The 15,167-nt window shown below is 45.4% G+C and carries 15 protein-coding genes; all 15 read left to right on the forward strand.

Annotated features, from left to right (window positions below; translation table 11 throughout):
* Positions 1 to 3: 3 nt before the first annotated feature.
* The 15 genes from fliM (at position 4) to IQO02_RS20465 (ending at position 15,159) form a co-directional block, all read left to right on the forward strand.
* The gene (gene fliM / locus IQO02_RS20395) at positions 4 to 1,047 is read left to right on the forward strand and encodes a flagellar motor switch protein FliM (RefSeq protein ID WP_010439360.1); all 1,044 of its coding nucleotides are present in this window, start codon (positions 4 to 6) and stop codon (positions 1,045 to 1,047) included.
* A gap of 29 nt (positions 1,048 to 1,076) precedes the next feature.
* Complete coding sequence (fliN, locus tag IQO02_RS20400; protein WP_004739851.1) at positions 1,077 to 1,487, forward strand: flagellar motor switch protein FliN; 411 nt, start codon at positions 1,077 to 1,079, stop codon at positions 1,485 to 1,487.
* A complete protein-coding gene (gene fliO / locus IQO02_RS20405) occupies positions 1,487 to 1,945 on the forward strand; it encodes a flagellar biosynthetic protein FliO (RefSeq protein WP_016767058.1) in 459 nt (152 codons plus the stop codon). Before fliN ends, fliO begins: the two co-directional genes overlap by 1 nt.
* Positions 1,932 to 2,861: a flagellar type III secretion system pore protein FliP gene (gene fliP, locus IQO02_RS20410; protein ID WP_016800960.1), complete on the forward strand. Its 930-nt coding sequence runs from the start codon at positions 1,932 to 1,934 to the stop codon at positions 2,859 to 2,861. The genes fliO and fliP overlap by 14 nt, the downstream gene beginning before the upstream one ends.
* 11 nt (positions 2,862 to 2,872) lie before the next feature.
* On the forward strand, positions 2,873 to 3,142 hold the full coding sequence (gene fliQ, locus IQO02_RS20415; protein ID WP_004736211.1) for a flagellar biosynthesis protein FliQ: 270 nt from the start codon (positions 2,873 to 2,875) through the stop codon (positions 3,140 to 3,142).
* Positions 3,143 to 3,148: 6 nt separating this feature from the next.
* The gene (gene fliR / locus IQO02_RS20420; RefSeq protein WP_010439369.1) at positions 3,149 to 3,931 is read left to right on the forward strand and encodes a flagellar biosynthetic protein FliR; all 783 of its coding nucleotides are present in this window, start codon (positions 3,149 to 3,151) and stop codon (positions 3,929 to 3,931) included.
* Between the two features lie 9 nt (positions 3,932 to 3,940).
* Entirely contained in the window at positions 3,941 to 5,071 is a 1,131-nt protein-coding gene (gene flhB, locus IQO02_RS20425; RefSeq protein ID WP_010439371.1) for a flagellar biosynthesis protein FlhB, read from the forward strand.
* A gap of 241 nt (positions 5,072 to 5,312) precedes the next feature.
* A complete protein-coding gene (gene flhA, locus IQO02_RS20430; protein ID WP_016767060.1) occupies positions 5,313 to 7,412 on the forward strand; it encodes a flagellar biosynthesis protein FlhA in 2,100 nt (699 codons plus the stop codon).
* Positions 7,413 to 7,439: 27 nt separating this feature from the next.
* Positions 7,440 to 8,960: a flagellar biosynthesis protein FlhF gene (gene flhF, locus IQO02_RS20435; RefSeq protein ID WP_010439374.1), complete on the forward strand. Its 1,521-nt coding sequence runs from the start codon at positions 7,440 to 7,442 to the stop codon at positions 8,958 to 8,960.
* Positions 8,961 to 8,973: 13 nt separating this feature from the next.
* On the forward strand, positions 8,974 to 9,861 hold the full coding sequence (locus IQO02_RS20440; protein WP_016767061.1) for a MinD/ParA family protein: 888 nt from the start codon (positions 8,974 to 8,976) through the stop codon (positions 9,859 to 9,861).
* Positions 9,854 to 10,588 carry an RNA polymerase sigma factor FliA gene (locus IQO02_RS20445; protein WP_010439379.1) on the forward strand — a complete coding sequence of 245 codons (735 nt, stop codon included), beginning with the start codon at positions 9,854 to 9,856 and terminating at the stop codon, positions 10,586 to 10,588. Before IQO02_RS20440 ends, IQO02_RS20445 begins: the two co-directional genes overlap by 8 nt.
* 42 nt (positions 10,589 to 10,630) lie before the next feature.
* Positions 10,631 to 10,999 (forward strand): chemotaxis response regulator CheY, encoded by a 369-nt coding sequence (gene cheY / locus IQO02_RS20450; protein WP_016767062.1) that lies wholly within the window; start codon positions 10,631 to 10,633, stop codon positions 10,997 to 10,999.
* Between the two features lie 106 nt (positions 11,000 to 11,105).
* Positions 11,106 to 11,837, forward strand: coding sequence for a protein phosphatase CheZ (locus IQO02_RS20455; protein ID WP_010439383.1), 732 nt, complete (start codon positions 11,106 to 11,108; stop codon positions 11,835 to 11,837).
* Between the two features lie 9 nt (positions 11,838 to 11,846).
* Positions 11,847 to 14,024, forward strand: a complete 2,178-nt coding sequence (locus tag IQO02_RS20460; RefSeq protein WP_193838636.1) for a chemotaxis protein CheA — start codon at positions 11,847 to 11,849, stop codon at positions 14,022 to 14,024.
* A 13-nt stretch (positions 14,025 to 14,037) separates the two neighbouring features.
* Complete coding sequence (locus tag IQO02_RS20465) at positions 14,038 to 15,159, forward strand: protein-glutamate methylesterase/protein-glutamine glutaminase (RefSeq protein WP_010439388.1); 1,122 nt, start codon at positions 14,038 to 14,040, stop codon at positions 15,157 to 15,159.
* The last annotated feature ends 8 nt before the right edge of the window (positions 15,160 to 15,167 follow it).

Raw genomic sequence — 15,167 nt, forward strand, 5'->3', positions numbered from 1 at the left:
TTTGTGACCGATTTATTAAGCCAAGACGAAATTGATGCGCTATTGCATGGCGTTGATGATGTTGAAGACGTTGAAGATGTCTTAGAAACCGAAAATGACAATGCGATCAATTTCGATTTCTCATCTCAAGATCGAATCGTTCGTGGTCGAATGCCGACCCTTGAACTTATTAACGAGCGATTTGCGCGTCATATGCGGATTAGCTTGTTTAATATGTTGCGTAAAACGGCTGAAGTGTCGATCAACGGCGTACAAATGATGAAGTTTGGTGAGTACCAGAACACATTGTATGTACCCACCAGTTTGAACATGGTTCGTTTCCGTCCGTTAAAAGGTACGGCGCTGATCACTATGGAAGCACGCCTTGTATTTATTCTTGTAGAAAACTTTTTTGGTGGTGATGGACGATTTCACGCCAAGATTGAAGGTCGTGAATTCACGCCGACTGAAAGACGCATTATTCAGCTATTACTGAAAATTGTGTTTGAAGATTACAAAGAAGCATGGTCTCCGGTGATGGGGGTTGAGTTTGAGTACTTAGATTCTGAAGTGAACCCGAGTATGGCGAACATTGTGAGCCCAACAGAAGTGATTGTTGTGAGTTCATTCCACATTGAAGTTGATGGTGGTGGTGGTGACTTCCACGTCGTGATGCCTTACTCCATGGTTGAGCCGATTCGTGAACTGCTGGATGCGGGTGTTCAATCCGACAAAATGGAAACTGATGTTCGTTGGAGTTCTGCCCTTCGTGATGAAATCATGGATGTGCCAGTTAACTTTCGCGTGAACTTGCTAGAGCAAGATATTTCATTGCGTGATCTGATGGAATTGCGACCAGGTGACGTTATTCCCATGAACATGCCTGAGCACGCGACGATGTTTGTCGAAGAATTGCCGACTTACCGTGTGAAGATGGGTCGTTCGGGCGAGAAGCTTGCCGTACAGATTTCTGAAAAAATTCAAAGACCGCATGTGGTCAAAACTGATCTCGCATTCCTAGGTAAAGACTTAATGTCTGAACTAGAAAATAGCGATGATAACGAATAGTAAAATAGATAAAAGTATAGGAATTGGTAATGGAACCTAGTGAAGATCAAAAGTTAGCGGACGAATGGGCTGCTGCACTTGGTGAAGACCCTTCTGCACCGTCAATTGATGTCGATGACGTGCTTGCGGCACCACTCGATGAGCTGACCGATTCATCGTCTCCTATTTCTGAAGATGAGCGTCGTAAACTGGATACCATCATGGATATCCCAGTGACGATTTCTATGGAAGTTGGCCGCTCTCAGATCAGCATTCGTAATCTACTGCAACTAAACCAAGGCTCGGTTGTTGAGCTCGACCGAATTGCTGGTGAATCACTAGATGTGATGGTCAACGGTACTCTGATTGCTCACGGTGAAGTGGTTGTAGTAAACGACAAATTTGGTATTCGCTTGACTGACGTCATTAGCCAAACAGAACGAATTAAGAAGCTGCGTTAATGAGCTTTTTGTCTCAAATACTGGCGGGCTTTTCTCACGGAATGACAGTTTTGTTTTGCGGAATAAAACGTTTGTCTCGTGGAATATTGGGAATAGGGCTGTTGTCTACGCCTTCAATTGCTTTTGCCGCACCTCCTTCTCTTGATTTAGCGACCACTTTTGGGTCGCTAATTTTCGTTATTGCCTTCATCTTATTTATTGCTTGGTTATTGAAACGAATGCAAGTGCCTGCGATGTCGAACCAACAAGGTTTGGCCATTGTTAGGCAAATCCCTGTTGGGACTAAAGAACGGATTGCGATCGTACAAGCGGGAGATGAACAGTTTTTGGTTGGCATTACCACTCAGTCGATTCAGCTGATCTCTAAGCTCGATAAACCTCTTACTCAGGAGATGCTGGAAAAAAGTACATTTTCAAGTCAGCTTTCCCAGCTAATTAAAAAAGATGCAAACAAATAACGGACTTTTGAACTCATCTTACTTTTATCCAGCCGGAGCTTTCGGATCGGTAAAAGTGCTGCTGGTTCAGATCATTCTCTTCTGCTCTCTCGTTTTCAGTGTATCGGTATTTGCGCAAGCTGAAGATGGCGCCGTGATTCCTGCGAATACGGCTGGTTCAGAATCGGTCACCATCAGTACGATGGAGCAAGACCAAGCCACATCACAAACAATGACGACTGGTAGTTTAACTGGCAACGGTGGCGGTATTCCAGCCTTTACCATGACTACCAATGCTAATGGCGGCGAAGACTACTCGGTCAATTTGCAAATTCTAGCCTTAATGACCATGCTTGGCTTCTTGCCTGCGATGGTGATTTTGATGACGTCGTTCACTCGTATTGTGGTGGTGATGTCTATTTTGCGTCAGGCAATGGGTCTACAACAAACACCGTCTAACCAAGTCATTATTGGTATCGCGATATTCTTGACCTTCTTCATCATGTCGCCAGTGATTAATCAAGTTAACGAACAAGCAGTTCAGCCTTATCTTAATGAACAGGTATCGGCACGACAGGCATTTGATATTGCTCAAGAACCGATTAAGTCCTTCATGCTCAAACAGACTCGAATCAAAGATCTTGAAACCTTTGTTGAGATTTCCGGCGCGGAAGTAACCAATCCTGAAGATGTTTCGATGGCGGTTCTGATTCCAGCATTTATCACATCGGAATTAAAAACGGCGTTCCAAATCGGCTTCATGTTGTTCCTACCGTTTTTGATTATCGACTTGGTGGTGGCTTCGGTATTGATGGCTATGGGTATGATGATGTTGTCACCGATGATTGTATCGTTGCCGTTTAAGTTGATGTTGTTTGTCCTTGTTGATGGCTGGAACTTGATACTCTCCACACTCGCCGGCAGTTTTGCCTTGTAGCTGGGGGAATAATGAATCCTGAAATATTCGTAGAATTGTTCCGAGACGCGCTTTGGATGGTACTGATCATGGTATGCGCCATTATTATTCCGAGCCTTCTGATCGGTTTAGTCGTTGCTGTTTTTCAAGCCGCGACGTCTATCAACGAACAAACATTGAGTTTCCTTCCGCGTTTAATCGTGACGCTATTAGCGTTGATGATGTTTGCTCACTGGATGACTCAAATGATGATGGAGTTCTTTTTTGAACTCATAGAACGCTTGCCGCAAGTTCTGTATTAGACCAACATGGAATACCCAACGAGCCTTGTACTAGAGTGGTTAGCCAATTATTTTTGGCCATACACTCGTATCTCAGCCATGCTGATGGTGATGACGGTGACAGGGGCACGTTTTGTGTCGCCGCGTATACGCCTGTATTTAGGTTTGGCGATTACCTTCGCTGTTATGCCTGCGATTCCTGCTGTCCCTAAAGAAATTGAACTACTGTCTTTCCAAGGGTTCTTGACGGTTTTTGAGCAAATCGTGATTGGTGTTGCCATGGGGTTTGTCACTCAATTCATGATTCAAACTTTCGTAATGCTCGGTCAGATTTTGGGTATGCAATCAAGTTTGGGTTTCGCCTCTATGGTGGACCCTGCAAACGGTCAAAACACGCCAGTACTTGGTCAGCTTTTCATGTTGTTGGCGACCATGTTTTTCTTGGTGACCGATGGCCATTTAAAAATGCTGCAGTTAGTGGTGTTCAGCTTCAAGACCTTGCCGATTGGCAGTGGTTCTTTGACGGCTGTTGATTTTAGAGAACTGGCGTTGTGGCTTGGCATCATGTTCAAAACAGCATTGGCGATGTCCTTATCGGGGATTATTGCGTTGCTAACAATTAACCTCTCTTTTGGTGTAATGACGCGTGCAGCACCTCAGTTAAACATATTTTCTTTGGGTTTTGCATTTGCGCTACTTGTAGGTTTGTTACTTTGTTGGTACATCCTTGGCGGCTTGTATAGTCATTATGAGTTATTCTGGATGCAAGGCGAGCAACAGATATGTCGTCTAATCCGACTAGATTGTTAGGAGACTGATATGGCAGAGTCAGACGGTCAAGAACGCACAGAAGACGCCACGCCCAAACGCTTGCAACAGGCCAAAGAAAAAGGGCAGGTTGCAAGGTCAAAAGAGCTAGCGTCAGCGTCGGTACTGATAGTCGGTGCAATTTCCTTAATGTGGTTTGGCGAATCGATGGCGAAGGCATTGTTCGAGGCGATGCAACGCCTGTTTTCTCTGAGCCGCGACGAGATATTTGATACCAATAAACTCTTCGAAATAGCGGGTGGTGCATTAGTAAACCTATTGTTTCCGCTGTTCCTGATCTTAATAACTTTGTTCGTTGCTGCTGTTATTGGTGCTGCGGGTGTCGGTGGTGTTAACTTTTCGATGCAAGCAGCAATGCCTAAGGCGTCTAAGCTCAACCCTTTAAGCGGTATTAAGCGTATGTTTGGCCTACAAAGTTGGGTTGAGCTGCTGAAATCTATTTTGAAGGTCGCTCTGGTATCAGGCATGGCTATCTACCTTATCCAAGCTTCCCAACATGACTTAATGCAATTGAGTATGGATGTGTATCCGCAGAATATCTTCCACGCCTTGGATATCTTGCTTAATTTTATTCTGCTTATCAGTTGTTCTCTGTTGATTGTGGTGGCGATAGATATCCCATTCCAGATTTGGCAACATGCCGATCAACTTAAGATGACCAAGCAAGAAGTGAAAGATGAGTTTAAAGACACAGAAGGTAAGCCTGAAGTGAAAGGGCGTATTCGTATGTTGCAGAGGGAAGCGGCTCAGCGACGTATGATGGCTGATGTTCCTCAGGCAGATGTGATTGTGACCAACCCGGAACACTTTTCAGTGGCTCTGCGTTATAAGCAGAATCAAGACAAAGCGCCAATTGTGGTCGCCAAAGGGGTCGATCACATGGCGATGAAGATCCGTGAAATCGCTCGAGAAAATGACATCTATATTATTCCAGCACCGCCGTTAGCTAGGGCGCTGTATCACACCACCGAGCTAGAACAACAAATTCCTGACGGTCTGTTTACTGCGGTTGCACAAGTGCTTGCATATGTATTTCAACTTAAACAGTACCGGAAAAAAGGTGGCGAGAGGCCAAAGCTGCAAGATTCCAATATGCCGATCCCACCTGATTTACGTCATTAGATCAATTGCTTGAGCTCAGCTTGATGAACCGTGATAATGGTTACTTAGCTACACCTCTCTTTTTTGATGTGATGGCGATAATTTGACGTGAGATGTTGGTACAGTGTTTGCTATATCAATCCGAACATACTAAGTCCGATCATTATAAACCTGATCATAATAAACTTTAGCAACATAGCTTAGACCTAGGCCTCAGTCCGCTTAGTGAGATAGCTACAACATAGCGAAACAGCCTAGATTTATGAAATTTTCCCTGCCTTTTGCGGACAAGCTACCTAAAATTCCTAACCGTGCCATGCCTGCGATTGGTGCACCTGTTATGGTACTTGCAACGCTTGCTATGGTGGTGTTGCCCATTCCAGCCTTTTTGTTGGATATGTTTTTCACCTTTAACATCGCTCTGTCTATGGTGGTGCTATTGGTTTCGGTTTATACCCGCAGGCCTTTAGACTTCGCTGCATTTCCGACTGTACTTCTGATTGCGACTCTACTCCGCTTAGCCTTGAACGTTGCTTCGACACGTGTGGTATTACTCCATGGTCATGAAGGCGGTGATGCTGCCGGTAACGTTATTGAAGCCTTCGGTAACGTGGTTATCGGTGGTAACTATGCGGTTGGTTTAGTGGTGTTCTTGATTTTGATGATTATCAACTTCATGGTTGTCACCAAAGGTGCAGGCCGTATCTCGGAAGTAAGTGCGCGTTTCACCTTGGACGCCTTACCGGGTAAGCAGATGGCAATCGATGCCGATTTAAATGCGGGTTTGATCGACCAAGATCAGGCTCGGACCCGTCGTTTTGAAGTCACCAAAGAAGCCGATTTCTATGGCTCGATGGATGGTGCGTCTAAGTTTGTTAAAGGCGATGCGATCGCTGGTATTTTGATCTTATTCATCAACATCATTGGCGGCTTGAGCATTGGTATGGCTCAGTTTGATTTAGGTTTTGGTGAAGCGATCGAGATCTACACGCTGCTGACTATCGGTGATGGTTTGGTTGCACAAATTCCGTCTCTACTATTGTCGATCGCAGCCGCGATGATGGTGACGCGCCAAAACACCGATGAAGACATGGGGCAACAGCTTGTCTTCCAAATGTTCGACAATCCAAAAGCCTTGATGATCACAGCAGGTATCCTTGGCATCATGGGTATCGTTCCTGGTATGCCGCATTTCTCATTCTTGAGTCTTGCTGTCATTGCAGGTGCAGCTGCCTATTACATCGATAAAAAGAACAAAAAGAAGGCTGAACAACCGAATCTTCCTACGACCGTTGAAGCAAGCGGAGAAACGGGGTCCAAGAAAGAGCTCTCTTGGGATGACGTTCAACCTGTCGATATTATTGGCTTAGAAGTAGGCTACCGTTTGATTCCTCTAGTAGACAGAGATCAAGGCGGCGAACTGCTTGAACGTGTCAAAGGGGTACGTAAAAAACTGTCTCAAGATTTTGGTTTCTTGATCCCGGCCGTTCATATTCGCGATAACTTAGAACTGACACCAAACAGCTACCGAATCACCTTGATGGGAGTTGCCGTTGGTGAAGCCGAGATTAAGCCTGACATGGAACTCGCGATTAACCCGGGTCAAGTTTACGGCATGATCGATGGCGAGCCGACGATTGATCCTGCTTTTGGCCTTGAAGCGGTTTGGATTCGTGAAGAGCAGCGTGAACATGCGCAAGCCTTAGGTTACACGGTGGTTGATTCATCAACCGTGTTGGCTACCCATCTCAGTCAACAGTTAACGAATAATGCGTCGCAGCTGATTGGTCACGAAGAAGTTCAGAACCTACTTGAAATGCTTAGCCGCACAACGCCTAAATTGGTGGAAGGTTTTGTGCCGGATCAATTACCACTTGGTGTGGTGGTGAAAGTGCTACAGAACCTATTGAATGAAGCTATTCCAATACGTGACATTCGCACCATCGTCCAAACTTTGTCGGAGTATTCAAGTAAGAGTCAAGAACCTGACATCTTGACAGCGGCTGTTCGTATATCATTGAAACGACTAATTGTTCAAGAAATCAATGGTATAGAACCAGAGTTGCCAGTTATAACCTTAATTCCCGAGCTGGAACAAATCTTGCATCAAACTATGCAGGCATCCGGCGGAGAATCTGCTGGTATTGAACCTGGTTTAGCCGAACGTTTACAGACTTCTCTTAGTAATGCCACACAAGAGCAAGAACTGAAAGGGGAGCCAGCGGTGTTGCTGACCTCTGGTGTATTGCGTTCAACTTTGGCTAAGTTCGTGAAAAACACGATCCCAAGCTTGAGAGTTTTGTCTTACCAAGAGATACCAGACGAAAAGCAGATACGCATAGTACAAGCTGTTGGTAATTAAGCCGCCTAATTAGAACGGACGATCGAATTGAAAATTAAACGATTTTTTGCAAAAGATATGCGAACAGCTTTGCTCCAAGTTAAAGAAGAACTTGGCTCAGAAGCGGTGATCATGTCTAACAAAAAGGTCGCAGGTGGCGTGGAAATTGTTGCTGCTATTGATGGCGAATCCAGCCCGTCGACAGCGAGCCAAAGATTAAACAAACCTCAGCAGCCTGCGCAAAGTCAATATACGCAGATGGCAGCGCCCGCTGTACCTGCGAGTCGTCGTCAATTAGATGATGACAAGGTTAGCCTACAGTCGAATTCTGAAGGCGGACGTTCAATGACTAAGCGTTTCGCGAACATGCTGAAGCAATACAGCCATGGCGCAGACGAAGAACCGCAACACCGTGCAGAAAACGAAGATTCGTTGTCTGCATTACTCAATCGTCAATCGGGCGGTCATCAAGGTTCTCAAAGCAACCAACAGTCACAGCCTCGTAACAGCAATATAGATTCTGCATTTGCTCGTGAAACGGGTTTGTCTAAATTGATTGCCGAAGACCGAAGAGTAGAGCGCCCTGCACCTCGTTTAGATCCTACTCGTTACGATCGTGGTCGTGATCCGGTCCAATCGAAAGGTTCAGATACTGAAATGGAAACAATGCGCGAAGAGATGACCTCAATTCGTCGTTTGTTAGAGCACCAAGTATCTGGGCTAATGTGGCAAGAAGTTGAGCGCCGTGAACCACTTAGAGCCATGCTTATCAAGCGCCTTGAACGTATGGGTGTTTCGGCTGAACTTGCTGATCAGATGGCTTGCTACATTCCTGAAGACACCAAACCAGCACGAGCTTGGAAAGCCTTGTTAGCGTTGGTTGCTGATCAAATCTCGGTAACACAAAAAGATATTTTAAAACGCGGTGGTATTGTGGCCTTGCTAGGCCCGACTGGCGTGGGGAAAACAACGACTGTTGCAAAACTAGCTGCACGTGCCGCCATGGAGTATGGCGCAGACAACGTCGCACTAGTGACAACCGACACGTATCGTATAGGTGCACATGAGCAGTTATCGATTTATGGTCGAATTATGGGTTGTCCTGTAAGAGTTGCTAAAGATTCTAGTGAGTTGGCCGATGTAATATATCAGTTACGTAATCGTCGCCTAATTCTGGTCGATACTGCAGGCATGGGACAACGAGATGTTCGCCTATCTGAGCAGTTAGACACATTGATGCAAGAGAGTGGTTCCGTTATCAATAGTTACCTTGTGTTACCCGCAACTGCGCAGCGCAAAGTGCTACAAGAAACCATTGAACACTTTAGAAGAATCCCGTTGTCGGGGTGCATCATGACTAAGCTGGATGAATCCCTAAGTCTAGGTGAATTCATCAGTGTAGTAATACAAAATGCATTACCAGTTGCTTACATAGCAAATGGTCAACGAGTTCCTGAAGATATCGTTATAGCTCAGCCAAAGTACATGATTGCTAAGGCGAATGAGTTATTAGAAAAATCTACAGAGAATGAACCTCATTACTGGAATAGCGATTCAGAAGGGCTCTAGGCGGCGGATAAATATGAATGAAAATATGATACATGATCAAGCTAGCGGCCTCCGTCGCTTAACCAAGCCTTCATTAACAAAAGTTATTGCGGTAACGGGTGGTAAAGGTGGTGTAGGTAAATCTAATGTGACGCTAGGTATGGCTATTTGTATGGCTCGCCAAGGCAAAAAAGTCATGGTTTTAGATGCCGACTTAGGGCTTGCCAACGTAGACATCATGCTAGGAATTCGTTCTAAACGAAACCTAGGGCATGTGCTGGCCGGTGAGTGTGAACTTAAAGATGCGATTGTTGAAGGACCGCATGGAATTAAAATCATTCCAGCGACATCTGGTACACAGAGCATGACTGAACTTTCACACGCTCAACATGCGGGGTTGATTCGAGCTTTTGGTTCGCTTGAAGACGAGATGGATATCTTGTTGGTTGATACAGCTGCTGGCATTTCGGATATGGTCATTAGCTTCTCAAGAGCGGCACAAGACGTGGTTGTAGTCGTTTGTGATGAACCGACCTCGATTACTGATGCATATGCCTTAATCAAGTTGTTGAGTAGAGAGCACCAAGTTCAACGATTCAAAGTTGTTGCAAATATGGTCAGAAGCTACCGCGAAGGTCGAGAATTATTTGCAAAGTTGACTTTGGTCACAGAGCGCTTCTTGAATGTGAGCCTCGAACTCGTAGCATGTATTCCTTTAGATGATAAAGTACGTCAATCAGTCAAGAGACAGAAAATCGTAGTGGATGCGTATCCTCGCTCTCCTGCTGCGTTAGCAATCAGCTCACTGGCAAATAAAGCATTGACCTGGCCAATACCAAAAACCCCAAGTGGGCATTTGGAATTTTTTGTTGAAAGACTGCTGAATCGTACTGAATTTGTAGAGGAACCATTTGGTGAATAAAGCGCTTACTTACGACCAGCATGCTAATCACAATAGCCAACAGGCTTTTTTTGAGAAGTACTCTGTGTTGGTTAAACGTATCGCTCATCACTTGTTGGGGCGATTACCGCCTAATGTATTGGTTGATGACTTGATTCAAGCTGGCATGATTGGCTTGATTGAGGCGCAACAAAACTATGATGGTACTAAAGGCGCAAGCTTTGAAACGTACGCAGGTATCCGAATTCGCGGGGCGATGTTAGATGACATTCGACGTGGAGATTGGGTGCCAAGATCGGTTCATAAAAACAATCGTGAAATCAGTAGTGCAATAGCCGAGTTAGAGGGAACGCTAAACCGTGATCCAAGTGATGCCGAAGTGGCAAAGCACATGGGACTCAGTTTAGACCAATATCATAGTGCTTTAACTGACATAAATTGCTCAAGACTGGTTGGGATCGAAGATTTAGGCGTCTCAGATGATGTAATATCTCCGAATGAAGATTCTCAAGACAATACGCCTTTTCAAGGGGTTGCTGATGAATCCTTCCGCCAAGCTTTGATCGATTCGATAAAACAACTTCCGGAAAGAGAAGGCCTAGTGCTTTCACTTTATTACGACGAAGAACTCAATTTAAAAGAGATTGGGGAAGTGTTAGGTGTCAGCGAATCTCGCGTCAGCCAAATACTAAGCCAATCTATGCAGCGTTTACGCACTAAGTTAAGTGCTTGGACACAGAACGACTAACAACACTGGTTTTATTCAGTGGAGGCTAATTTGAACAAAAACATGAAAATTCTCATTGTTGATGATTTTTCAACGATGCGCCGAATTGTTAAAAACCTACTTCGTGACCTAGGTTTCAACAACACTCAAGAAGCAGATGATGGCTTGACCGCGTTACCTATGCTGAAAAAAGGCGAATTTGATTTCGTGGTAACTGACTGGAACATGCCTGGCATGCAAGGTATTGACCTGCTTAAGCACATTCGCGCAGACGCAGAACTTAAGCACCTTCCAGTGCTTATGATCACCGCAGAAGCGAAACGCGAGCAGATCATTGAAGCAGCGCAAGCGGGTGTTAATGGTTACATTGTGAAGCCTTTCACTGCTGCAACGCTGAAAGAGAAACTAGATAAGATTTTTGATCGCTTATAAGCATCAATAAGTTTTAGGCACTTTTAGGTAAACACTGACTGAAAAGTCCTCTGTTTATCTCGATAGCCTAAGCGCACAAAGTATGCGGAGTAAGGCCGAACTCAGGATGATTTCATTAGAACAAGCAAAAAAATTAGTAGAGCTGCTTGAGAACAATGAGCAGCAAGGTGCTGATTCTCTTGTTAGAAGCATTTATGAAGATAATTTTAATCTTCAAGACAATCCAATGCTTCAAGAAATAGGCAGTCTGACTCGCGACCTCCATGATTCTTTGACTCAATTTAATTTCGATGAACGCATTAGCGTCATCGCAAATGATGAAATCCCTGACGCTAGGGATCGCCTTCAGTATGTCATTGATAAAACGGAAGTTGCGGCAAATAAGACGATGGACGCTGTCGATCGCTGTATGCCAATAGCAGACAACCTACACGAGTGTTTACTTCAAGTAAGGCCTCAATGGAATGAACTGATGCATGGCCGCATTGAGCTGGCACAATTTAAAGCTTTATGTCACCGCATTGATGGATTGCTTGTCCAGGTAGAAGGCGATAGTACTGAACTACGTGGACAATTGACTGAAATCTTGATGGCTCAGGATTTCCAAGATTTAACTGGGCAGATAATTAGCAAAGTTATTACCTTGGTGAATGAGGTTGAGGGACGTTTGGTCGAGATTCTCACAGTATTTGGTGCGAATCAGATAGAGCCAACTCCAGAGTCAGAGAAGAAAGCGTCCATTGCTCCCGAGGGTCCAATTATGAACCCAGAAGAGCGCGAAGACGCTGTTGCATCTCAAGATGAAGTCGACGATTTGTTATCCAGTCTTGGATTTTAAAGGTAACGTATGAGCTACGATTTAGACGAAGATATTCTTCAGGACTTTTTAGTCGAAGCAGGAGAGATCCTTGAACTTTTATCAGAACAACTGGTAGAGCTTGAGAATAACCCTGACGACAAAGACCTATTAAATGCTATTTTCCGTGGTTTCCATACAGTAAAAGGTGGTGCTGGTTTCCTAGCATTGACTGAGCTGGTGGATACTTGTCATGGTGCTGAGAATGTGTTCGACATTCTAAGAAACGGCCAACGCAGTGTAACCTCAGGTTTGATGGATACAATGCTACAGGCTTTAGATACAGTAAATGTACAGTTTCAAGCCGTGCAAGATCAGGAGCCTTTAGTGCCAGCTGATCAAGCGTTATTGGATGAGCTTCATCGTCTCTGTAAACCACACTCCGCCGATGAAGTTACACCAGTAGAAGCTCCAGCTCCAGTTATCCCTGAACCTATAGCAGCGGCTCCAGAGCCTGTTGTTGAAAGCTCAAGCATCAGCGCATCTTCGGTCGATGATATCTCTGAAGATGAGTTTGAGCGCTTGCTTGATGAACTTCATGGGAAAGGTGGTTCGCCGACAGCAACTTCAGCACCAACACCGCCGCCAGCACCAGTCGCACCTCAGCCAGTTTCTGATAGTGGTGATATCACTGATGACGAATTTGAAAAGTTATTAGATGAATTGCATGGTGCGGGTAAGAGCCCGACAGCAGCAGGTTCAACACCGCCGCCACCGGCAGCACCTTCTCCGGAACCAGTATCGGCGATGTCTGAGGGCGATGATCTGATGACTGACGAAGAGTTCGAGAAGTTACTTGATCAGTTACATGGTTCAGGTAATGGTCCGACTCTTGAAGAACTGGACGCAGCAACGAAGCCAGCAGCAGTCAAGCCCGAGCCTATCGCACCAGCACCACAAGCGGCTCCTAAGCATCAGCCATCTGCACCCGTTGCTGTGAAAGCAGCACCTGCGAAAACTGAAGTTAAAGCGCCAGCGAAGAAACAACAAGCTGATGCTACAGTACGTGTAGACACATCAACACTTGATACCATCATGAACATGGTGGGTGAGCTGGTGTTGGTTCGTAACCGACTTGTTAGCCTTGGCTTAAATAGTAACGATGAAGAAATGGCGAAAGCTGTCTCTAACTTAGACGTTGTTACCGCAGACCTACAAGGTGCGGTAATGAAGACTCGTATGCAGCCGATCAAGAAAGTATTTGGTCGTTTCCCACGAGTTGTCCGTGACCTTGCTCGTAGCTTGAAGAAAGACATTGTTCTTGAAATGCGTGGCGAAGAAACGGATCTTGATAAGAACTTAGTGGAAGCACTTGCTGATCCCCTTATTCACTTAGTGAGAAACTCTGTCGACCACGGTATTGAGATGCCGGAAGATCGTGTTGCTGCAGGTAAATCACAAACGGGTAAAGTGATACTGTCTGCCTCTCAAGAAGGTGATCACATTGAACTGGCTATCGTTGATGACGGTGGCGGCATGGACCCAGATAAGCTTCGCGCTATCGCGGTTAAACGTGGTCTGATGGATGAAGATGCTGCATCTCGTTTATCAAACAAAGAGTGTTTCAACCTCATCTTTGCTCCAGGCTTCTCAAGCAAAGAGCAGATCTCTGATATCTCCGGTCGTGGTGTAGGTATGGACGTTGTGAAAACAGCGATCAACACACTGAACGGCTCCATTGATATCGACTCAGAGATGGGACAAGGCACTAAGATCACGATCAAGGTTCCACTGACGCTTGCGATTCTACCAACTTTGATGGTCGGTGTTGCGGGTCACCCATTTGCATTGCCGCTGGCTTCTGTAAATGAGATCTTCCACCTAGATTTAAGCCGTACAAACGTGGTTGATGGTCAACTGACTATCATCGTTCGTGATAAGTCTATTCCGTTGTTCTACTTGCAAAATTGGCTCGCACCTAAAGCAGGTATTGTTGAACTGCGTAAAGGACATGGCCATGTTGTTATTGTACAACTTGGTAGCCAACGTGTTGGTTTCGTTGTCGATACGCTTATCGGTCAAGAAGAAGTAGTGATCAAGCCACTTGATAAACTACTGCAAGGCACGCCAGGAATGGCAGGCGCGACAATTACAAGTGACGGACACATTGCATTGATTCTAGATGTGCCGGACTTGCTAAAGCAGTACGCAGCTGCGTCAAGAATTTAATTTAAGGATAAATATGGCGATTAAAGTATTAGTCGTTGATGATTCGAGTTTCTTTCGTCGTCGCGTTAGCGAGATCATCAACTCAGAGGCTCGCCTAGAAGTCATTGATGTAGCAGTAAACGGTAAAGAAGCGGTTGAGAAAGCGAAACAGCTAAGACCTGACGTAATCACGATGGACATCGAAATGCCTGTCATGGACGGCATAACTGCCGTTCGTGAAATCATGGCAGCGTCTCCAACGCCTATTTTGATGTTCTCTTCGTTGACGCATGATGGAGCGAGAGCAACGTTAGATGCGTTAGACGCAGGTGCTCTAGACTTCCTACCTAAGAAGTTTGAAGACATCGCACGTAACCGTGATGATGCTGTTGCATTACTTCAACAACGTGTGATTCAGATTGCAGCAAAACGTGCGTTTATGCGCCGTGCTCCTATTGCGCCACGAGCTACAACTACACCAGCAACAACTTCGACACCATTGCGCCAACCGATTTCAGCCGCAGCTTCGACAGTGAAACCAGTGGCTGCATCGACAGCGAAATTCAGAGCTTCTGGTAAAAAGTATCAATTGACGGCAATTGGTACGTCTACTGGTGGCCCTGTTGCACTACAGAAAATTTTGACGCGTATTCCAGCACACTATCCACACCCAATTGTGTTAGTTCAGCATATGCCAGCAACTTTTACCGCTGCATTTGCCAGCCGATTGAATACCTTGTGTAAGATTGAAGTTCGCGAAGCGCAAGACGGAGATGTGTTGAAACCTGGAGTGGCTTATCTCGCTCCTGGCGGCAAGCAGATGATGGTTGATGGCCGCGCTGGGTCTGCACGCTTAAGAATTATTGATGGCGGCGACCGTATGAACTACAAACCATGTGTGGATGTTACTTTCGGTTCTGCTGCGAAGATCTACGGCGACAAAGTCTTGTCTATGATCCTGACCGGTATGGGCGCAGATGGTCGAGAAGGTTCGCGTATGTTGAAAACTGCGGGCTCGACAATTTGGGCACAAGACGAAGATAGCTGTGTTGTATATGGTATGCCTCAAGCTGTAGCAAAAGCTGGCATTTCTACTGAAGACCTCCCTCTAGACCGCATTGCGGAAAGGATCTTGGTTGAAGTTGGGTTAGCTTAGGTAAATCG

The organism is Vibrio sp. OPT24 (assembly GCF_015163545.1).
GTDB lineage: Bacteria > Pseudomonadota > Gammaproteobacteria > Enterobacterales > Vibrionaceae > Vibrio > Vibrio cyclitrophicus.

Excerpts from the sequence above, each read along its gene's own strand:
- fliP (WP_016800960.1), top strand. The coding sequence starts at position 1,932 with ATGCAAACAAATAACGGACTTTTGAACTCATCTTACTTTTATCCAGCC.
- IQO02_RS20465 (WP_010439388.1), top strand. The coding sequence starts at position 14,038 with ATGGCGATTAAAGTATTAGTCGTTGATGATTCGAGTTTCTTTCGTCGT.
- fliO (WP_016767058.1), top strand. The coding sequence starts at position 1,487 with ATGAGCTTTTTGTCTCAAATACTGGCGGGCTTTTCTCACGGAATGACA.
- flhA (WP_016767060.1), top strand. The coding sequence starts at position 5,313 with ATGAAATTTTCCCTGCCTTTTGCGGACAAGCTACCTAAAATTCCTAAC.
- flhB (WP_010439371.1), top strand. The coding sequence starts at position 3,941 with ATGGCAGAGTCAGACGGTCAAGAACGCACAGAAGACGCCACGCCCAAA.
- fliQ (WP_004736211.1), top strand. The coding sequence starts at position 2,873 with ATGAATCCTGAAATATTCGTAGAATTGTTCCGAGACGCGCTTTGGATG.
- fliN (WP_004739851.1), top strand. The coding sequence starts at position 1,077 with ATGGAACCTAGTGAAGATCAAAAGTTAGCGGACGAATGGGCTGCTGCA.
- IQO02_RS20460 (WP_193838636.1), top strand. The coding sequence starts at position 11,847 with ATGAGCTACGATTTAGACGAAGATATTCTTCAGGACTTTTTAGTCGAA.
- fliR (WP_010439369.1), top strand. The coding sequence starts at position 3,149 with ATGGAATACCCAACGAGCCTTGTACTAGAGTGGTTAGCCAATTATTTT.
- cheY (WP_016767062.1), top strand. The coding sequence starts at position 10,631 with ATGAAAATTCTCATTGTTGATGATTTTTCAACGATGCGCCGAATTGTT.
- IQO02_RS20440 (WP_016767061.1), top strand. The coding sequence starts at position 8,974 with ATGAATGAAAATATGATACATGATCAAGCTAGCGGCCTCCGTCGCTTA.
- IQO02_RS20455 (WP_010439383.1), top strand. The coding sequence starts at position 11,106 with ATGATTTCATTAGAACAAGCAAAAAAATTAGTAGAGCTGCTTGAGAAC.